Raw genomic sequence first — 17983 nt, forward strand, 5'->3', positions numbered from 1 at the left:
AAAAAACTTTTATTCATTATAAACATTTTCTCTTAATTTATACAGAGAGTATACTTGGTATTAAATGTAAAAGTTATTATAAAATTTAATAGTATTAGTAAATAATATGAAGAATTTTATTATATTAAAATTTCAGAATTTAAATATTAATTTAGCTAAGTAGAAATTAACAAAAAATGATAAATTATTTTTCAAATAATGATTTTATTTTAAAAAATAAATTAAAAAGAAAAAAGTGGTTAAAAGAAGTTATACAACAAGAAGCCTGCCGTGTAGGGGATATAAATTATATTTTTTGCTCTGATGAACAATTATTAGAAATTAATATTCAATATTTAAATCATGATTATTACACGGATATAATTACGTTTGATTATAAAGAAAACCAATTAATTTCGGGTGATATATTCATTTCCACAGACAGAGTTAAAGAAAATGCAGTAATTAATAATGAAAATTTTGATTATGAATTAAATCGTGTTTTAGTTCATGGAGTTCTGCATATCATCGGGTACAAAGATAAATTGGAAAAGGATATTGAACTTATGAGAAAAAAGGAAAACACTTATATAGACTTATATAAAAATTATTAAAAATTAATTATAAAAAAATTTTGTTTCACGTGAAACATCTGTTAAAATGATATTAGAAAAATACGATGTTATTGTTGTAGGTGGTGGACATGCAGGTTCAGAAGCTGCCGCTGCTGCTGCCAATTTAGGTTCAAAAACACTACTAATTACCATGAATCTTCAGACTATTGGTCAAATGTCTTGCAATCCGGCTATGGGAGGTATTGCAAAAGGACAAATAGTTAGAGAAATCGATGCTTTGGGCGGATTATCAGGTATCGTTACTGATAAAACTATGATTCAATTTAAGATGCTTAATTTATCTAAGGGACCTGCCATGTGGAGTCCAAGAGCGCAATCCGATCGAATGAGATTTTCGGAAGAATGGCGATTACAATTAGAAAGCATTCCAAATCTTGATTTCTTTCAAGACATGGTTGTTGAGCTATTAACAGAAAATGATCAAATTATTGGTGTTAAAACCTATATGGGAGCTGTTATTTATTCAAAAGCTGTAATATTAACTAATGGAACTTTTCTAAATGGGCTAATCCATATTGGAAACAAACAGTTCGGAGGTGGTAGAATGGGTGAAAAAGCAGCATTTGGAATCACTGAAAATCTAGTTAAATTAGGATTTGAGGCCGGTAGAATGAAAACAGGAACACCTCCCAGGGTAGATGGTAGAAGCATTGATTTCTCAAAAATGGAAGAACAAAAAGGAGATACTAAACCACAAAAATTTTCCTATACTAATACACCTAAACTCGACAAACAAAGAAGTTGTTATATTACCTATACTAATGTAAAAGTTCATGAAGTTTTACGTGAAGGATTTGAAAGATCTCCTTTATTTAATGGAACAATTAAAAGTACAGGTCCAAGATATTGTCCTTCGATTGAAGACAAAATTAACAGATTTGCAGATAGAGAAAGACATCAAATATTTGCTGAACCGGAAGGTTGGCAAACTGTTGAATTTTACATCAACGGATTTAGTACATCTTTACCGGATGATATTCAAATTAAAGCTTTACAACTAATCCCCGGATTTGAAAAAGCTAAATTTTTCAGACCGGGTTACGCTATTGAATATGATTACTTCCCTCCTACTCAATTAAAAAATACATTAGAAACAAAAAATATTAATCATTTATATTTTGCGGGACAAATTAATGGTACAACGGGTTATGAAGAGGCAGCAGCTCAAGGATTGATGGCCGGTATTAATGCTTCACTTAAAATTCAAAATAAAGAGCCGTTGGTTCTTAAGAGGAATGAAGCGTATATAGGAGTATTAATTGATGATCTTATCACCAAAGGAACCGAAGAACCTTATCGAATGTTTACCTCACGTGCAGAATATAGAATGAGTTTAAGACAGGATAATGCCGATGAACGATTAACACCATTAAGTTATACACTTGGTTTAGCATCATCTGAAAGAATGCAAAATTTAGATAAGAAAATCAAGCAAACGAATAATTGTATAGATTTTATAAAATCAACATCCATAACCAAAGAAGAAACTAATCCAATTTTACTACAAAAAAATTCTACACCTATTTCTCAAACTGTAAAAGCTGACAGTATTTTGGTTAGACCTAATATATACTTAAAAGACTTGGAAAACATATCCTCTATAAATGATTATATCAAATCAAATCATTTTTCGGATGAGGTACTTGAACAAGTAGAAATTAAAATTAAATATAAGGGATATATTGACAAAGAACTTGAAAATGTTGAAAAATTAAATAGATTAGAAAATATAAAAATTCCTTCAAATTTTGACTATTCAAAATTAAATAGTATTTCTACTGAAGCTAAACAAAAATTAATGAAATTCAAACCTGAGACTATAGGTCAAGCTAGTAGAATAAGTGGCGTATCTCCATCCGATATAAATGTTTTATTAATTTACATGGGTAGATAATATAAAGTTATAAATAAATGTTCCACGTGGAACATTTATTTATAATCCTAAATATTTTACTATATGATATTATATATATACAAAATTGAAAATGAAAATTAAAGATCACTTCTTATCTAATGAAATTTTTGAAATTCAAAAATCTGAATATACCGGTATTTTAAAAACTACCCAAATACCTGAAGATCTTTCAAAATATTATGAAAGTGAAAAATATTTATCCCATTCGAAAGATCAGTCTTTAAAATCAAAAATATATTTATTAATTCAAAAATTGAATGAAAAATATAAATTAAAGATTATTAATAAATACAAAACGTCCGGAACATTATTAGACTATGGTTGTGGAGATGGAACGTTCTTAAAATTCATAAAAGATAAAAATTTTTCAATACTTGGTTTTGAACCAAATATAAAAGCAGCAGAAACTGCTAAATCTAAAATTGGTAAAAATCATATAACTACTTCTTTAGATTCTGTTGAAAATAATTCTTTAGATGTCATTACACTTTGGCATGTATTAGAACACATCTCTAATCCGGAAGAAATCCTATCAAAATTAAGATTAAAATTAAAAAATGATGGATATATAGTAATAGCAGTTCCAAATTACAAATCTTTTGATGCCAAATTTTATAGAGAATTTTGGGCTGCCTGGGATGTACCTCGGCATATATTTCATTATTCTAAAAAAGGTGCCATCAATTTTTTTAATAATCATAAGTTTGAAGTAATTCATACCTATACCCTACCCTTTGATAGTTTCTATATTTCTTTAATCAGTGAAAATTATATGAATAATCCTTTTGGAATTTTTAGATTTCCATTCATTGCTGCCTTATCAAACTTAAAAGGAATGAATGACGGTAATTATTCATCTGTTATTTATATTTTGAAAAAATAAAATTTTCACAAAATTCTTATTATTAAATTAACAAGTATGCTAAGTTTAAAGGAAAATAATTTTTAATAATAGATATTTAAAAGTTTAAATATTAATTAAATAAATCTATAAAATAGTATTTTAGATATAAATAACTATATATTCTATTTTATATTATTAAAAATATAAACTTATTTATACATAAAAATATGTTTTTTTTTAAGATTTTATGTACTAAAATTTTATTAGATCTCTAATAAAATTAAAGTTACTTTGAATAGTTACTAACATATAAAAAAAGAAGCTTGAAATATCAAGCTTCTTAATATGTATTGTATATTGTGCTAGATTTTAATACTAATCGTTTAAAATAGCTGCTACTCCGGGTAATTCTCTACCTTCTAATGATTCAAGCATTGCTCCTCCCCCGGTAGAAACGTAACTAACTTTGTCAGTATAATTATTTTGTTTAACAAATGCTACACTGTCACCTCCTCCAACTAAAGAGAAAGCTCCATTCTTAGTGGCTTCACCAATAGCATCTCCAATAGCTTTGGTACCAACGGCAAAATTTGGCATTTCAAATACTCCTAAAGGTCCGTTCCATAATATGGTTTTTGAAGCTAAAATAACATCAGAAAATGTTTTAATAGTTTTAGGTCCAACATCCAAACCTTCCCATCCGTCAGGAATATCATTAGTATCAACTACTTTTCTATTTGCATCATTTGAAAAGTCATCACCTATAACAGAATCTTCCGGAAGATATACTTTTACACCTTTTTCTTTAGCTTTTTTAAGTATATCAAGCGCCAATTCTTGTTTATCATCTTCACAGATAGAGTTTCCAATCTTACCTCCTTGAGCTTTAATAAAAGTATAGGTCATTCCTCCTCCGATTATTAAGTTATCAACCACCGGAAGGATGTTTTCTATAATAGTAATTTTAGAAGAAACTTTAGAACCTCCTAATATAGCTGTTACAGGTTTTTCGCCTGTTTTAAGGACTTTTTGAATAGCATCAAGCTCTTTGGCCATCAAAAGACCAAAACATTTGTTAGAAGGGAAGAATTTAGCAATAATAGCAGTAGATGCATGAGCACGATGTGCAGTTCCGAATGCATCGTTTACATAAATATCACCTAACTTGGCTAATTCTTTAGCAAATCCTTCATCTCCTTTCTCCTCTTCATTGTGAAAACGTAAATTTTCTAACAATAAAACTTCACCGGGTTTTAAATCTGCTGCAGCTTTTTCGGCTTTAGGCCCTACACATTCATCAACGAACTTAACAGGAACACCTAAAACTTTTGATACCTCATCAACAATATGTTTTAAAGAATATTTATCTGTAACCTGACCTTTAGGTCTGCCTAAATGCGTCATTAATATTACAGAACCTCCATCTTTCAATATTTTATCTATAGTTGGCTTAGCAGAAACAATTCTTGTATTATCAGTAACCTTAAGATTTTCATCTTGAGGAACATTAAAATCAACTCTAATTAATGCTTTTTTTCCGTTGAAATTGAAATCATTAACTGTTTTCATAATTTTTACTTATTTTTCTTACAAATATACCTTCATAAAAACGAAAAGAGAAATTTTGAAACCTGAATTTTTTCCACAATTAATCATTATTTATATATCTTTTTTTAATTAATTAAATAAAATTTAAAGTAATAGTAATAATAGACCTGTTAATATGTTAATAACTTTGAAATAGTGAGTTATTAATATTTCTAAATATGATATTAACAAAATTTATTGAAAATAAATAAGTATAAATCAATAAACTAAATCACTTATCAACAATTTTTAGAAGTTATTAATAAAGTGACTGTTTAAAAAGTAACTGTTATTAAACTTATCAAAAGGAAGGTAAAATTCATTTTTAAAAAGTTTTATAAATATTTGCAAAAATCTTAAATCTTTATAAATGGAAATTGTAACTCTTGAAGCAAAATTTTTTGTTTAAAAATGTTAACAATAATTTATTTAAATTGTTAATATTGTTTTAACTTATTGAAAATTTATGAGTTAATAAAAATAATTTTTAATAATAATTATATAATTTTATTGATTTACAGTCAATTATATAATTGAAGGAATTTTTGAAATAAATTAAGTTATTAACATATTTATTAATTAATTCATAATTAATTACTTATATATGTATTATTTTGTAAAATATTGATAGTTAATATATTATATTAGGTTAAAATTTATAAGTATAGTTTAGAAGTTTAAAACATTTCTGTAGTTAAAAAATTATATTTTAAAATTATAAATTATAAACAGCTCTAACATTAATTATATTTATTTATTTAAATAAAATCAAATTAATAATGTAAAAATTTATTTTTACATTATTAATGCTTAGTTTTACATACAACCAATAAGCATTTTATGATAATATGATATAACTATTCTAATTTTAATTTATGGTATTTTCAATTTATGAACAGTTATCTATTGGGATAATTATTATAAAAGAAAACATAGAAAAAGCCTTTAAATAAGCTTGTAGACAGGCTCAATATTAGTAAAGGATGGAAGAATGTGAAATAATCCTAGTATAGAAATAAAAAAAGGTAAATAATAGCTATTTACCTTTTTAAAATAGTAGATTAAATTTTTATAAAAAGTTCAACATTAGTAAGGTGTTGAAAATCTAAGTATAGAGTACTTTAATAAAAGCAATTAGTAATCTTGTTTCAATTGAATAGTTATAAACTTGTTAACAATTGTTTATTTTTCTTCCTTTTGGTTTTTTTTGTCCATAGAATCTAACTCCTCTAACACCGGATTAATAGTACTATCCGGAATATCACTTATTCTAATATACATCAATCCGTCAATGGCATCATTAAACTTAGGATCGACGTTAAAAGCAATAACACGGGCGTTTTGTTTTAAATATTTTTTGATCAATACGGGAAGTCTTAAATCGGGCTCAAGTTCATCTATTAACTTGTCAAATTTATTAAGATCATTATCCGCAGCATCAAAGAATAAATCTTTTTCATTAGATTTCAGATGAACTTTAAATTCATTTTTTGAATGTACATATTGAGCAACATAAGAATCAAAATAATGAGAACGCATAAATTCAACCATTATCGATTTTGAAAAGTTGGAAAATTGATTGCTTATACTTACACCTCCCACCAGGTATTTATAATGTGGATTTCTTAAGCAAACATGTACAATCCCTCTCCATAAAAGTAATAAGGGCATAGGTTTTTTTTGATATTCACTGGAAATAAACGCCCTACCCATCTCAATGATTTTTTTAAAGAAAGGATGTACTTCCGAATCATATTCGAAAAGAGAAGCAGTATAAAAACCTTTTATTCCGTATTTTTCATAAATCTCTTTTCCCATTCCCATTCGATAAGCACCCGCGATAAGTTTATTTTCTTTATCCCATAAAAATAAGTGATGATAAATTTGATCGAATTCATCCAGATCAAAAGGTTCATTGGTTCCCTCTCCCACTTCGCGAAAACAAATTTCTCTTAAACGGCCAATTTCACGTAAGATATTAGGTATTTTTTCAGGTTTAGCTAAATAGACTTCATATTGAGAATTGGAAAATAGTTCACAATCAATTTCTTTTAAAAGCTCAACTTCTTTTAAGATTAATTCATGAGGTGTCTCTTTAATAATAGGCTTAACTTCATTGGAATTAGCAGACTTAGTCATTGCTGATACTGAAAGAAACTTTATATTTTTAAATGGATTCTTAACGGTAGTATAGAATGATTTAAGCATATATACCTTATTCCTTAAAAAATTACCGTAAGACTTGATATCTGTATATTCATCTTGCTGTTTAACTGAAATAGGTTTACCGATTCGTATTTTAATAGGCGCTTTTCTTTTTCTAACCAATTCTCTAGGCAGCATCGCAGTCTGTAAATCCGGATGAATATTATACATTTTATAAAACAACTTACTGTTTCTCGCATGAAAATATACAGGAATTACGGGTACTTTAGCTTTTTTCAAAAGTTTTAAGGCACTTTCTACCCATTCTCTGTCTTGATATTCTTTGGTATCCGGGTAATAATGAGAAACTTCACCGGCCGGGAAAATGATAACACAATGATTATCTTTCAAGATACGCAAGGTTTCAATAAAACCTTTTTTACTGTCAAAAGTATCTTTTCTGGTTTCAAAAGGATTAACAGGAATAATAACTTTTTTTAAAGGTTCAATTTTTTGCAATAAAAAATTAGTCATTATTTTAAAATCCGGACGAATTTCTGAAACAATTTTCATTAAAATTATGCCATCTAATCCTCCTAGAGGGTGATTGGAAACGATTATAAAAGGTCCTTTTTCAGGAATTCTTTTTAAATCTTCCTCATGAATTTCGTAGTTAATTTTTAAATGTTTTAAAACTGCAGTAAGAAATTCATTGGTAGGTAAATCTTTATTTTCAGTACAGAATTTATTTATATGACCAAGTTTTGAAACATTCATAAGGGTCCATGCTATACCCTTTCCAATAAAACCAAATTTCTTTAGGTTTAAAGTATTTTGTATATCCTCTAAGGTGACTAAACTCATATTGTTATTCTTTTACAATTGCTTGGTAAGTTTGTTTTACCAATTGTTCTAATAAAACTGTTTTTCCTTTTTTAAAATTATTTCGTATTTTTTGTGAACTATTCGTTATCGTAAATAGACGCACATTTTCTTCTAATGTTACATTAAAAGAATTTGCGAGTATATTCAGTAAAATGTTAATTGAATTAAATTTGTCTTCAATAACCAGTGAAACTGAACAAGCAGAAACCTTGATCATGTTAGTTTTAATATTCAGTTCAGTAAGTTGTTTGAAGAGTATACAAAGAGTATCTTCCAGATTATAAGTAAAATAAATGGAAGAAATAGTAAGCAAATGTACATTTAATTTTCGTATGAAACAAGAGACGCTGGGATCTCCCTTAACTCCTTTCGTAATATAAGTTCCATGATTTTCAAGTTCTAAAAAAGAACGAATGTTCAGTGGAATCTCACCTTTATACAAAGGAAAAATGGTTTTCGGATGAAGGATGGATGCTCCAAAAAATGACATATCCATAGCCTCTTCATAGGAAAGAGATTTTAATAATTGAGCGTTTTCATAGTAGTCAGGATCTCCGGTCATAATTCCCGGAACATCTTTCCAAATGGTAACACCTTCAGCATGTAAACAATAGGCAATTATGGCAGCAGAATAATCTGAACCTTCCCTTCCCAGAGTTACAGTAAAATTGCCGGAATTCGAAGCTAAAAAACCTTGAGTAACATATGTTTGAGAAGTATCAAAATTTTCAAATTGTTTTTGCGTACGTTCCCAATCTATAGTCCCTTCTCTATAATTATCATCAGTTTTTAAATAATTTCTACTATCAATCCAAGTATTGGTAATTCCTGAATAATTTAAAAAAGAGCTTAAAATTCTAGATGAAATAATTTCACCAAAACTTACCGTTTGATCGTATAAGAAATTAAAATTATCGGATGTATTGTTAGTTAGTAAAGATCGCAAATTTTTAAAAATATTCTTAATATCGTTATAAACTTCCGTATAATTAGAAAATAATTTTTTAACTATTTCTAAATGCTCCTCCTCTATTCTGTCTATTAATAGTTTATAAGTATCATTATTATGAAAGTATGCTTGAATAACATCTTCTAATGCGTTAGTCGTTTTACCCATGGCCGAGACAACAATAATGGTTGATTTGTATCCGGTTTGGTTTAAAACTTTTAAAATAGCACGTACATTTTTTTCATTTTGTACTGAAACACCTCCAAATTTATAAACTTTCATAAATGATAGTTATATATTTTCAATATATAAAAAACACATTTTCCCGTAAATAAATCTTGTGAAAAAAGAATTTTTACACATCGGGAATTCACGTATTAATAGACTTAAAATTTATATTATAATGATAAACAGTACAATAAGTATTTTAAATATTAAAAGACCTTCAGCAAATATATGACAAATCTGCATATTACTTATAAAGTACAACCAAAAATCAATATATTTGGAACATTCAAAAAACTAAATATATAAAATATGAAATCGAAGAGCTCACAGACTTTAGGCGAATTTATAATTGATAAACAGGCAGATTTTAAATATTCTTCAGGAGAGTTGTCACGCCTTTTAGGAGCAATAAGATTAGCCAGTAAAGTTGTTAATCAGCAAGTTAATAAAGCTGGGCTCGTTGATATTATTGGAGCAATTGGAAATCAGAATATACAAGGTGAAGAGCAACAAAAATTAGATGTGTTTGCCAATGATGTATTTATTGGAGCCTTAAAAAATAGAGAGGTAGTTTGTGGAATTGCTTCCGAAGAAAATGAAGACTTCATCAGTATAAATTCTAAAGATAATTCACATAATAGTAAATATGTGGTATTAATTGATCCATTAGACGGATCTTCCAATATCGATGTAAATGTTAATGTAGGAACTATTTTTTCTATTTATAGAAGAATATCGGAAGATGGACCGGTAACATTGGAAGATTTTTTACAACCGGGAAATAAACAGGTAGCAGCCGGATATATAGTGTACGGTTCATCAACAATGTTAGTATATACAACAGGTAACGGTGTAAATGGTTTTACTTTAGATCCGGCTTTGGGAGTGTTTTATCTTTCACATCCTAATATTAAAATACCTGAAGATGGAAAAATATATTCCGTAAATGAAGGAAATTATCTTAAATTTCCTCAAGGAATTAAGAATTATATAAAATATTGTCAAGAAGAAAAAGAAAATAGACCGTATACTTCCCGTTATATCGGATCTTTAGTTTCCGATTTTCATAGAAATATGTTGAAAGGAGGCATTTACCTATATCCTTCCTATTCACAAGCCCCTAAAGGCAAATTACGATTGTTATATGAATGTAATCCTATGGCATTCCTTGCGGAACAAGCAGGAGGAAGTGCCAGTGATGGTTTTACACGAATATTAGATTTAAATCCTGTTGAATTGCATGAAAGAACACCATTTGTTTGTGGATCAAAAAAAATGGTTGAAAAAGTAGAAAAATTTATGAAAGATGCCCAAGAGTAGCACTCATCCCTATGATTATGTTTTAAAAAAATTTGATCAACTTACTTTAGACGAATTGTATAACTTATTACGATTAAGAAATGAAGTATTTATAGTCGAGCAAAAATGTTCATACCAGGATTTGGACTATAAAGATTATAAAGCGCATCATTTATTAGTGTATAAAGGGGAACAATTAGTTGCTTATTCCAGGATTTTTCCTGAAAAAGTTTCCTTTAATGAAGCTTCCATTGGAAGAATTATAGTTTGTAAGGAATATCGTTCTACCGGTTTAGGAAAAATTTTAATGGAAAAATCCATAGAGTCATTATTTACACTTCATGGTAAACAACCGATAAGAATCGGTGCTCAATATTATGCAGTTCCATTTTATAAAAAATTTGGATTTGAAACTGAAGGAGAGATTTATTTTGAAGATCATATTGAGCATATTGAGATGGTAAAGAAAGAAGACTAATATTCATATAAAAAAAGTAAAAATTAAAGGCTGATAATATTTAAATTATCAGCCTTTATTGATTTATATAAAATTGAGTATTTATTTTAACGGACCGGAAGGTAACAATTTGTTAGAATTTGAATTAGTATCTTCTTCAATAATTGTATTTTCCTTTTTAATATTACGGTTTTTATCAAAACTGTAAGATAGTTTAATATAGAACAATTGATCGCTGTCTCTACTGTAATAATTGGTTCTTAAATTAAAGTTATTAATATCAGAATTAAACTTAGTAGGACCCAATATATTTTGAATACCTAAAGAAGCCTTAATAGTTTTGTTACTAAAGGATCTTGAAAGTTCTATATTAGAATAACGGAAAGGTTTATAGGATTTGTAAATTTCAAAATATCCCTTATCTGTACTAGATAAAAAGAAAGTGGTTAATTTAAAATCTTTTGGAAGGATTAATTGAGCATATATTACATAAAACCACATAGGTTTTACTTTATCTAAATATGGATAATCGTTTACTTTGTAGTAATTATACATCCCGTAAAGGTAAATGAAATTCATTTTATCCATATTCATAGGCTCGTCAAAGAATTTTTTACCCATGGTAACCAATTTAAATGGAATAGGAATACCAACCCATACGTTATAGTTTTTCATGCCGTGAAATGTACGAGTAGTTTGATTTACGGTTAATGAATTGTCTTCAGTCTCGTAATACAGCATATTTATATTTTTAGAATACGTATAGTTGAAAGAGATTTTCAAATATCTCCATGCACTTAAAGAAACTTCATAGTTATCGTAATAATCCGGTTTAAGATGTAAGTTTCCTTCCGAAGTATTGAATTCGTCAAAATAGTTGGTTAAATTCGGATCCATATTAGAATAGGAAGGAGGCATCATACTCTTTCTGTAGGTAGCATTAAAATCCAGCGTAGGATTAAATTTATATAGTAAACTAAAAGATGGGAAAAACTTTTCAAACGTATATTTAATACTTTGATCAGTAGTTTTTACTTTATTTTTAAATTCTAAATTTTCATAACGAACCCCTGCAGTCAAATCCAACTTTTCAAATTTTTTGCTTAGCTCTCCATATAAAGCATATTGATTTTCATCGTATATAAAATCCCTGAATGAATTATAATCCGGATTTTCCAGTATAGAAGAAGAAGTATTTAAAAGATTATATTTTCCGTTACTGGTATATTTAGTATGAGAATACTTTCCACCGGTATTCATTTTTATTCCTACCTTATTAAAAGAAAATTCAAAATTAGGATTCACTTGAAAATAATCGGATTTATAATCAATATCATTTACAGAATATTTATAAACACCCTCATTATTTTGAATACTGTTATTTGTTGAATTTTTGTTAAAGTGTTTATAAGATGCCGTTATATCAAACAAGTTTCCTAACGTATCTAATTTAACCTTATATTTTGTGGTTAATTCATGATTGGTGTTATCTTCCGAATATTTTGAATTATTTAAAAGATTAATTGGTTCAATATCGTTAGAGCTCAAAGATTCACCTGTATAATGATTACTGTTATCAGTATAACTTAAGTTATAATTGATCAATAAATTACTGTTTTTGTTAAGGCGAATATTTGAAGAAGGTCTGAAATAATAAAAACGATTATATTTATTTTCAATATTCTTTTGATCAAAAATAATGGAAGGAGTGAAAGAAGTAAATTCCCTTTTATAATAGGTAGTTTTATCGTTTTCCCTATAATTATAACCACTATTTAATTGTAAGGATACACTTTTTAAACGACTATTTAAACTAATGGAAGGAGATACGCGGTTGTTCTTGTTAAATTGGTAATTTAAAGAAGCAGATCCGTTTATTCCTCGCAATGCCCGACCATTCGTAATAATATTTATAATACCACCCCCTGTTTTAGCATCGTAAGAAGCTCCCGGGTTAGATATAATTTCAATTTTTTCAATAGCATTTGATGGTAAACTTTGTAATAAATTTTCTAAGTCTCCACCCGATAGACCTGTCGGGATATCATCAATATAAATAGTCATGGACTTACCATTTACGGTAAGATTTCCACCATATCCCTTGATTACCCCCGGAAGTTTTGTTAAAGTTTCTTGTGCACTTCCGCCGGAAAGTAAATCATTATCCTTTATCGTATAAGTTGTCTTGTTAGCTTCTAATTTAATAAATTTCTTACGTGCCCCGGTCACTGTTACTCCCTCAATTTCTTTTTCAGCAGATTGGGAAGGTTTCTGAATTTCTTCACTAATTTCGGGATACGTACGTGTTAGATAAACCTCACCTAAATATAGGGTATCTTTACTTTGTTTGGTAATAGTGAAATCAAGATATTGTGATTCATATTCAGGTACTGAAATATAAATTCGAAAATTACCAGAAATTTTAGTTATTGCATAACTATTAAAACACTTTGTAGAAACTAAACTTTTTAGGTCTTTATAACCGGAACTATTTTCATATTGGAATGTAAAGTTTTTCTTTACGTTAACATCAACACAGGAATTTTTTTCTTTATCTATAACTTTAAAAGCTACTACAACTTTTGATTGAGCAACACCTAATAAAGGGAGCATCATTAAAGATAAACGAATAACAGATCTTATCATATACTGAATTTGGCAGAATAATTTTTAAACATTAGTATCATTTGATATTAATTATGTTACGTTAAATACTGTAAAATATTTAATCGTAATCAAAAAATTTGCCTAAATGTAACAACAAAATTCGTTATTTTAAATCAGCATATAGAGTATCATTAATATATTATGATTTAAATAATAATATTAATATTAGTTAATATTTATAAATTTAATAATTATTTAGGAAAAAAATAAATTAAATTGAAGAAATATTCAGGCGAGTATTATTAGAATTGCTAAAGATTAAATTTTAAAATTTTTTGAATTTTACTGTATAAAAGGGACGCTAAGTCTATATATTATTACTTAGTGGAAAACATAAAAACAAATCATCTAGTAAATTCAATAACTTCTAAATTCTGTATAGTTTCCTGATTTATTTCAAATCGTAACATAGTCCTTACTTTATGAAATCCATAGATTCCTATAGCACCCGGATTCATATGAAGTAAATGTAGTTTTTTATCATTCATAACTTTTAAAATATGTGAATGACCGCAAATAAAAAGTTTAGGAGGATTCAATTTTATTTCTTCGCGTATGATTGGTGCATATTTACCCGGATAACCGCCAATATGGGTCATCCATACATCCACTTTCTCACAAAAAAAACGTAGATTAAGAGGGAATTCTTTACGAATTTCTGTTCCATCAATATTTCCATAGACCGCTTTAAATACCGGAACCGTTTTTTTTAAAGTTTCGGAAACCTTTATATCACCAATATCACCTGCATGCCAAACCTCGTCTGCTTGGGAAGCATATTCCAATATACGATCATCAATATAAGAATGGGTATCGGAAAGCAATAATATTTTTCTCACTATTTTTGTAGTAAATTTACAATAAAATTGCGTTATTTCATTCAATTTTCATACGATGGTACTCAGTATTACGGGTATCAGAGACAGCCAAAACATATATCAGTACAAGAAAAATTAGAATCGGCATTAAGTCGATTACTTAGAAAAGAAATAAAAACAATTGGAGCAGGAAGAACCGATACGGGAGTTCATGCAGCTGAAATGTATGCTCATTTTGATTGGGAAAAAGAATTGCCGGATCAATTGGTGAGAAAACTAAATTCTTTATTGCCTTCGGATATTTCCATAAAAGCAATATTCCGAGTTAAAGACTCAGCACATGCACGTTTCGATGCAACGGAAAGAATTTATAAGTATAGAATTTCTACCCTGAAAAATCCTTTTAAACAGCAATTCCATGCTCAATTTCTTTTCTATCAGTTTGATGTAGATAAAATGAACAAAGCTGCAAAAGTATTATTTGAATATAAAGATTTTACCAGTTTTTCAAAACTACATTCGGATAATAAAACGAATGATTGCTATATTTACCAAGCAGAATGGCAACAATATGAAGATGAATTAGTATTTACCATCGCTGCCAATAGATTTTTGAGAAATATGGTTAGAGCAATTGCAGGAACTCTCATGGATGTTGGCAGAGGAAAAATTGATGAAAAGGAATTTAGAAACATAATTGAAAAAAAAGACCGTAAATTTGCTTCCACTTCAGCACCTGCTAAAGGTCTTACTTTAGTGAAAGTTAACTATCCTCAGGACATATATTATGAAACATAAAAAAGAAAAAAACGTAAAAGCAGGTCAAGCACTTTCTCGATTAATGGAATTGGGAAGTAAATATCCTGTATGGTTTTATTCTACAATTTTTATAGCATTAGCGTTAGCATATGTTTCCTCTTTCCGTCCGGTTGTAATAAGTCATGCAATAGATGTTGATATTATTAAAAATAAAAATTTTTCAAATTTATATCATTCCCTTTTGCTTATTTTTTTATTAATGTTGACTGAAGTTGTTTTACAATTTTTTTTAGTTTATGCTTCTAACTTTGTTGCTCAAAATGTAATTCGTAGCTTACGTATAAAATTATACAAAAAGCTCATTTATTTTAAATCTTCTTTTTTCGATAAAACGCCTTTAGGAGTGTTAGTCACTCGCTCTGTATCCGATATCGAAACTATTTCAACTATTTATACCGATGGAATTTTAATGGTTTTAGGAGATATTCTTCGTATAATTTTTGTGGTAGTAACGATGTATTGGATTAATTGGGAATTAGCAACCATAGCATTGTTCATCTTCCCGATAATGACTATTATAACTCGAATATTTCAAAAAGCCATAAAAAAAGCTTTTTCAGAAGAAAGAAATCAAACAGCCAATCAAAACAGCTTTGTTCAAGAGAGGCTGTCAGGAATGACCATCGTTCAAGTATTTAATCAACAGAAAAAAGAATATAAAAAGTTTTTTCAAATTAATCAAAAATTAGAAAAAGCCTATCTTAAAACAGTTTTCTATTTTTCACTTTTCTTTCCTGCTGTTGATATTATTACTGGTATTGCCATTGGTGTCATGATATGGTATGCAGGTTATAATGCATTAACGGCACACAATATATCACCGGGTGTAGTTATAGCTTTTACTACTTCCTATGTGAACATGCTGGTAAGGCCCATGAGGCAAATAGCAGATCGCTTTAATACCATTCAAAGAGGTATTGTTGGAGCGGAACGAGTTTTTACCGTTTTGGATTCCAATCATGAAATATCAAATAAAGGAACTGTAAAAAAAGACAACATTAAAGGAGATATCATTTTTGACCATGTGTCATTTTCATACGTAAAAGGAGAAAGTGTTCTTAAAGATCTTTCATTTACGGTTTCCGGTGGAGAAAAAGTAGCAATTGTTGGAGCTACCGGAGCAGGAAAATCAACTATTATAAATTTATTAAGCCGTTTTTATGAAATTTCGGGAGGACATATATATATAGACGGAACGGATATAAAATCATATGAATTGCACAATTTACGGTCGCACATCGCTGTTGTATTACAAGATGTATTTTTATTTAATGATACCATTTTAGAAAATATCACTTTTGGAAATAAAGATATAACCTTAGAAGAAGTACGGAAAGCTGCAAAAGAAATTCAAATAGATGATTTTATAATGAGCCTTCCCAATGGTTACGGCTATGAAGTAAGTGAACGGGGAGCTTCCATCTCTTTAGGTCAACGACAATTGATTTCCTTTTTACGGGCTTATTTATATAACCCTTCTATTCTGGTGTTAGATGAAGCAACTTCTTCTATAGACACTAAATCAGAGGAATTAATACAAAAAGCCACCGATAAGATTACTAAAAATCGTACTTCCATTATTATTGCTCATCGTTTAGCTACCATACAGAATGCGGACAAAATTATTGTGTTAGATCATGGGAAAATAGTTGAAATGGGAAACCATAATTCCTTGTTACAACAAAAAGGGTACTATAGAAAACTTTACGAAGCCCAATTTTCCCAAACTTAAAATTAATACCCATTATAAATTTTTAATATTTACCGGCTAATTATGTTTATACATTACTATTTGTTTTAATAAAAATGAATAAAATTTAGCTAATACTAATTTTTACCTTTACTATATTTCTAAAATATGTGTGTATACATGTAAATAAACGTAAAAAACAATTATAAAAATTGTTAAATTTGTTGTATAAACAAAAAATATGAAAGATTTACAACAAACTATTGAAAAAGTTTGGAATGACCGTGCATTATTATCGGATAAAGAATATCAAAAAGCAATTCGAGAAGTAATTGAATTGTTAGACTCAGGAAAATTAAGAGTAGCACAGCCGTTAGAAGATGGAAAATGGCAAGTAAATGAGTGGGTTAAAAAAGCGGTAGTATTATATTTCCCTATACAAAAAATGGAAACCTATGAAGTAGGTATTTTTGAGTATCATGATAAAATTCCTTTAAAAACAGGATATGCTGAAAAAGGAGTTCGTGTAGTACCTCATGCAGTTGCAAGAAAAGGAGCATATATTTCCAGCGGAGCGATCTTAATGCCTTCTTATGTTAATATAGGTGCTTATGTAGATGAAGGTACTATGGTAGATACTTGGGCAACCGTAGGAAGTTGTGCACAGATTGGTAAAAATGTACATTTAAGCGGAGGTGTTGGTATTGGCGGTGTTTTAGAACCTTTACAAGCGGCACCGGTTATTATTGGAAATAATTGCTTTATTGGTTCACGTTGTATTGTTGTAGAGGGTGTACATGTTGATGATGAAGCGGTTTTAGGAGCAAACGTTACCTTAACTTCTTCTACTAAAATAATTGATGTTTCAGGAAGCGAACCTAAAGAATACAGAGGATATGTGCCTCCACGTTCAGTAGTAATTCCCGGGTCTATAACTAAAAAATTCCCTGCAGGAGAATATAACGTAAATTGTGCCTTAATTATAGGAACTAGAAAAGAAAGTACAGACAAGAAAACATCGTTAAATGATGCTCTTAGAGAGCATAACGTATCTGTTTAGATATTA

Annotated in this window: 13 protein-coding genes; 8 read left to right on the forward strand and 5 right to left on the reverse strand. The window is 28.6% G+C overall.

Annotated features, from left to right (window positions below):
• The first annotated feature begins 176 nt into the window (after positions 1-176).
• From ybeY to G8C41_RS09070, 3 genes are all read left to right on the forward strand, one after another.
• The gene (gene ybeY / locus G8C41_RS09060; RefSeq protein ID WP_166007396.1) at positions 177-593 is read left to right on the forward strand and encodes an rRNA maturation RNase YbeY; all 417 of its coding nucleotides are present in this window, start codon (positions 177-179) and stop codon (positions 591-593) included.
• 46 nt (positions 594-639) lie between these two features.
• A complete protein-coding gene (mnmG, locus tag G8C41_RS09065) occupies positions 640-2508 on the forward strand; it encodes a tRNA uridine-5-carboxymethylaminomethyl(34) synthesis enzyme MnmG (protein ID WP_166007398.1) in 1869 nt (622 codons plus the stop codon).
• Between the two features lie 91 nt (positions 2509-2599).
• Positions 2600-3412 (forward strand): class I SAM-dependent methyltransferase, encoded by an 813-nt coding sequence (locus G8C41_RS09070; protein WP_166007400.1) that lies wholly within the window; start codon positions 2600-2602, stop codon positions 3410-3412.
• A gap of 336 nt (positions 3413-3748) precedes the next feature.
• On the opposite strand, the gene G8C41_RS09075 is transcribed toward G8C41_RS09070, so the two are convergent.
• From G8C41_RS09075 to G8C41_RS09085, 3 genes are all read right to left on the reverse strand, one after another.
• Positions 3749-4942 carry a phosphoglycerate kinase gene (locus G8C41_RS09075; protein ID WP_166007402.1) on the reverse strand — a complete coding sequence of 398 codons (1194 nt, stop codon included), beginning with the start codon at positions 4940-4942 and terminating at the stop codon, positions 3749-3751.
• A gap of 1200 nt (positions 4943-6142) precedes the next feature.
• Entirely contained in the window at positions 6143-7969 is a 1827-nt protein-coding gene (locus G8C41_RS09080) for a lysophospholipid acyltransferase family protein (protein ID WP_160567763.1), read from the reverse strand.
• Positions 7970-7973: 4 nt separating this feature from the next.
• Positions 7974-9221, reverse strand: a complete 1248-nt coding sequence (locus G8C41_RS09085; RefSeq protein ID WP_160567765.1) for an aspartate kinase — start codon at positions 9219-9221, stop codon at positions 7974-7976.
• 255 nt (positions 9222-9476) lie between these two features.
• Between G8C41_RS09085 and fbp the strand changes: the two genes are divergently transcribed.
• Positions 9477-10487, forward strand: coding sequence for a class 1 fructose-bisphosphatase (fbp, locus tag G8C41_RS09090; RefSeq protein ID WP_105296477.1), 1011 nt, complete (start codon positions 9477-9479; stop codon positions 10485-10487).
• The gene (locus tag G8C41_RS09095; RefSeq protein WP_166007404.1) at positions 10474-10944 is read left to right on the forward strand and encodes a GNAT family N-acetyltransferase; all 471 of its coding nucleotides are present in this window, start codon (positions 10474-10476) and stop codon (positions 10942-10944) included. Before fbp ends, G8C41_RS09095 begins: the two co-directional genes overlap by 14 nt.
• 81 nt (positions 10945-11025) lie before the next feature.
• On the opposite strand, the gene G8C41_RS09100 is transcribed toward G8C41_RS09095, so the two are convergent.
• Positions 11026-13569, reverse strand: a complete 2544-nt coding sequence (locus G8C41_RS09100) for a TonB-dependent receptor domain-containing protein (RefSeq protein ID WP_166007406.1) — start codon at positions 13567-13569, stop codon at positions 11026-11028.
• A 365-nt stretch (positions 13570-13934) separates the two neighbouring features.
• Entirely contained in the window at positions 13935-14429 is a 495-nt protein-coding gene (locus G8C41_RS09105; RefSeq protein WP_105296480.1) for a metallophosphoesterase family protein, read from the reverse strand.
• A gap of 27 nt (positions 14430-14456) precedes the next feature.
• Between G8C41_RS09105 and truA the strand changes: the two genes are divergently transcribed.
• The 3 genes from truA (at position 14457) to G8C41_RS09120 (ending at position 17977) form a co-directional block, all read left to right on the forward strand.
• Positions 14457-15206, forward strand: a complete 750-nt coding sequence (gene truA, locus G8C41_RS09110; protein ID WP_160567770.1) for a tRNA pseudouridine(38-40) synthase TruA — start codon at positions 14457-14459, stop codon at positions 15204-15206.
• Positions 15196-16959, forward strand: coding sequence for an ABC transporter ATP-binding protein (locus tag G8C41_RS09115; RefSeq protein WP_185152298.1), 1764 nt, complete (start codon positions 15196-15198; stop codon positions 16957-16959). Before truA ends, G8C41_RS09115 begins: the two co-directional genes overlap by 11 nt.
• A gap of 199 nt (positions 16960-17158) precedes the next feature.
• On the forward strand, positions 17159-17977 hold the full coding sequence (locus tag G8C41_RS09120) for a 2,3,4,5-tetrahydropyridine-2,6-dicarboxylate N-succinyltransferase (protein ID WP_160542934.1): 819 nt from the start codon (positions 17159-17161) through the stop codon (positions 17975-17977).
• The last annotated feature ends 6 nt before the right edge of the window (positions 17978-17983 follow it).

The sequence above is a fragment of the Apibacter sp. B3706 genome (genome assembly GCF_011082725.1).
GTDB lineage: Bacteria > Bacteroidota > Bacteroidia > Flavobacteriales > Weeksellaceae > Apibacter.

Coding starts and splice junctions, on each gene's coding strand:
- ybeY (WP_166007396.1), top strand. CDS start 177: ATGATAAATTATTTTTCAAATAATGATTTTATTTTAAAAAATAAATTA.
- mnmG (WP_166007398.1), top strand. CDS start 640: ATGATATTAGAAAAATACGATGTTATTGTTGTAGGTGGTGGACATGCA.
- G8C41_RS09070 (WP_166007400.1), top strand. CDS start 2,600: ATGAAAATTAAAGATCACTTCTTATCTAATGAAATTTTTGAAATTCAA.
- G8C41_RS09075 (WP_166007402.1), bottom strand. CDS start 4,942: ATGAAAACAGTTAATGATTTCAATTTCAACGGAAAAAAAGCATTAATT.
- G8C41_RS09080 (WP_160567763.1), bottom strand. CDS start 7,969: ATGAGTTTAGTCACCTTAGAGGATATACAAAATACTTTAAACCTAAAG.
- G8C41_RS09085 (WP_160567765.1), bottom strand. CDS start 9,221: ATGAAAGTTTATAAATTTGGAGGTGTTTCAGTACAAAATGAAAAAAAT.
- fbp (WP_105296477.1), top strand. CDS start 9,477: ATGAAATCGAAGAGCTCACAGACTTTAGGCGAATTTATAATTGATAAA.
- G8C41_RS09095 (WP_166007404.1), top strand. CDS start 10,474: ATGCCCAAGAGTAGCACTCATCCCTATGATTATGTTTTAAAAAAATTT.
- G8C41_RS09100 (WP_166007406.1), bottom strand. CDS start 13,569: ATGATAAGATCTGTTATTCGTTTATCTTTAATGATGCTCCCTTTATTA.
- G8C41_RS09115 (WP_185152298.1), top strand. CDS start 15,196: ATGAAACATAAAAAAGAAAAAAACGTAAAAGCAGGTCAAGCACTTTCT.
- G8C41_RS09120 (WP_160542934.1), top strand. CDS start 17,159: ATGAAAGATTTACAACAAACTATTGAAAAAGTTTGGAATGACCGTGCA.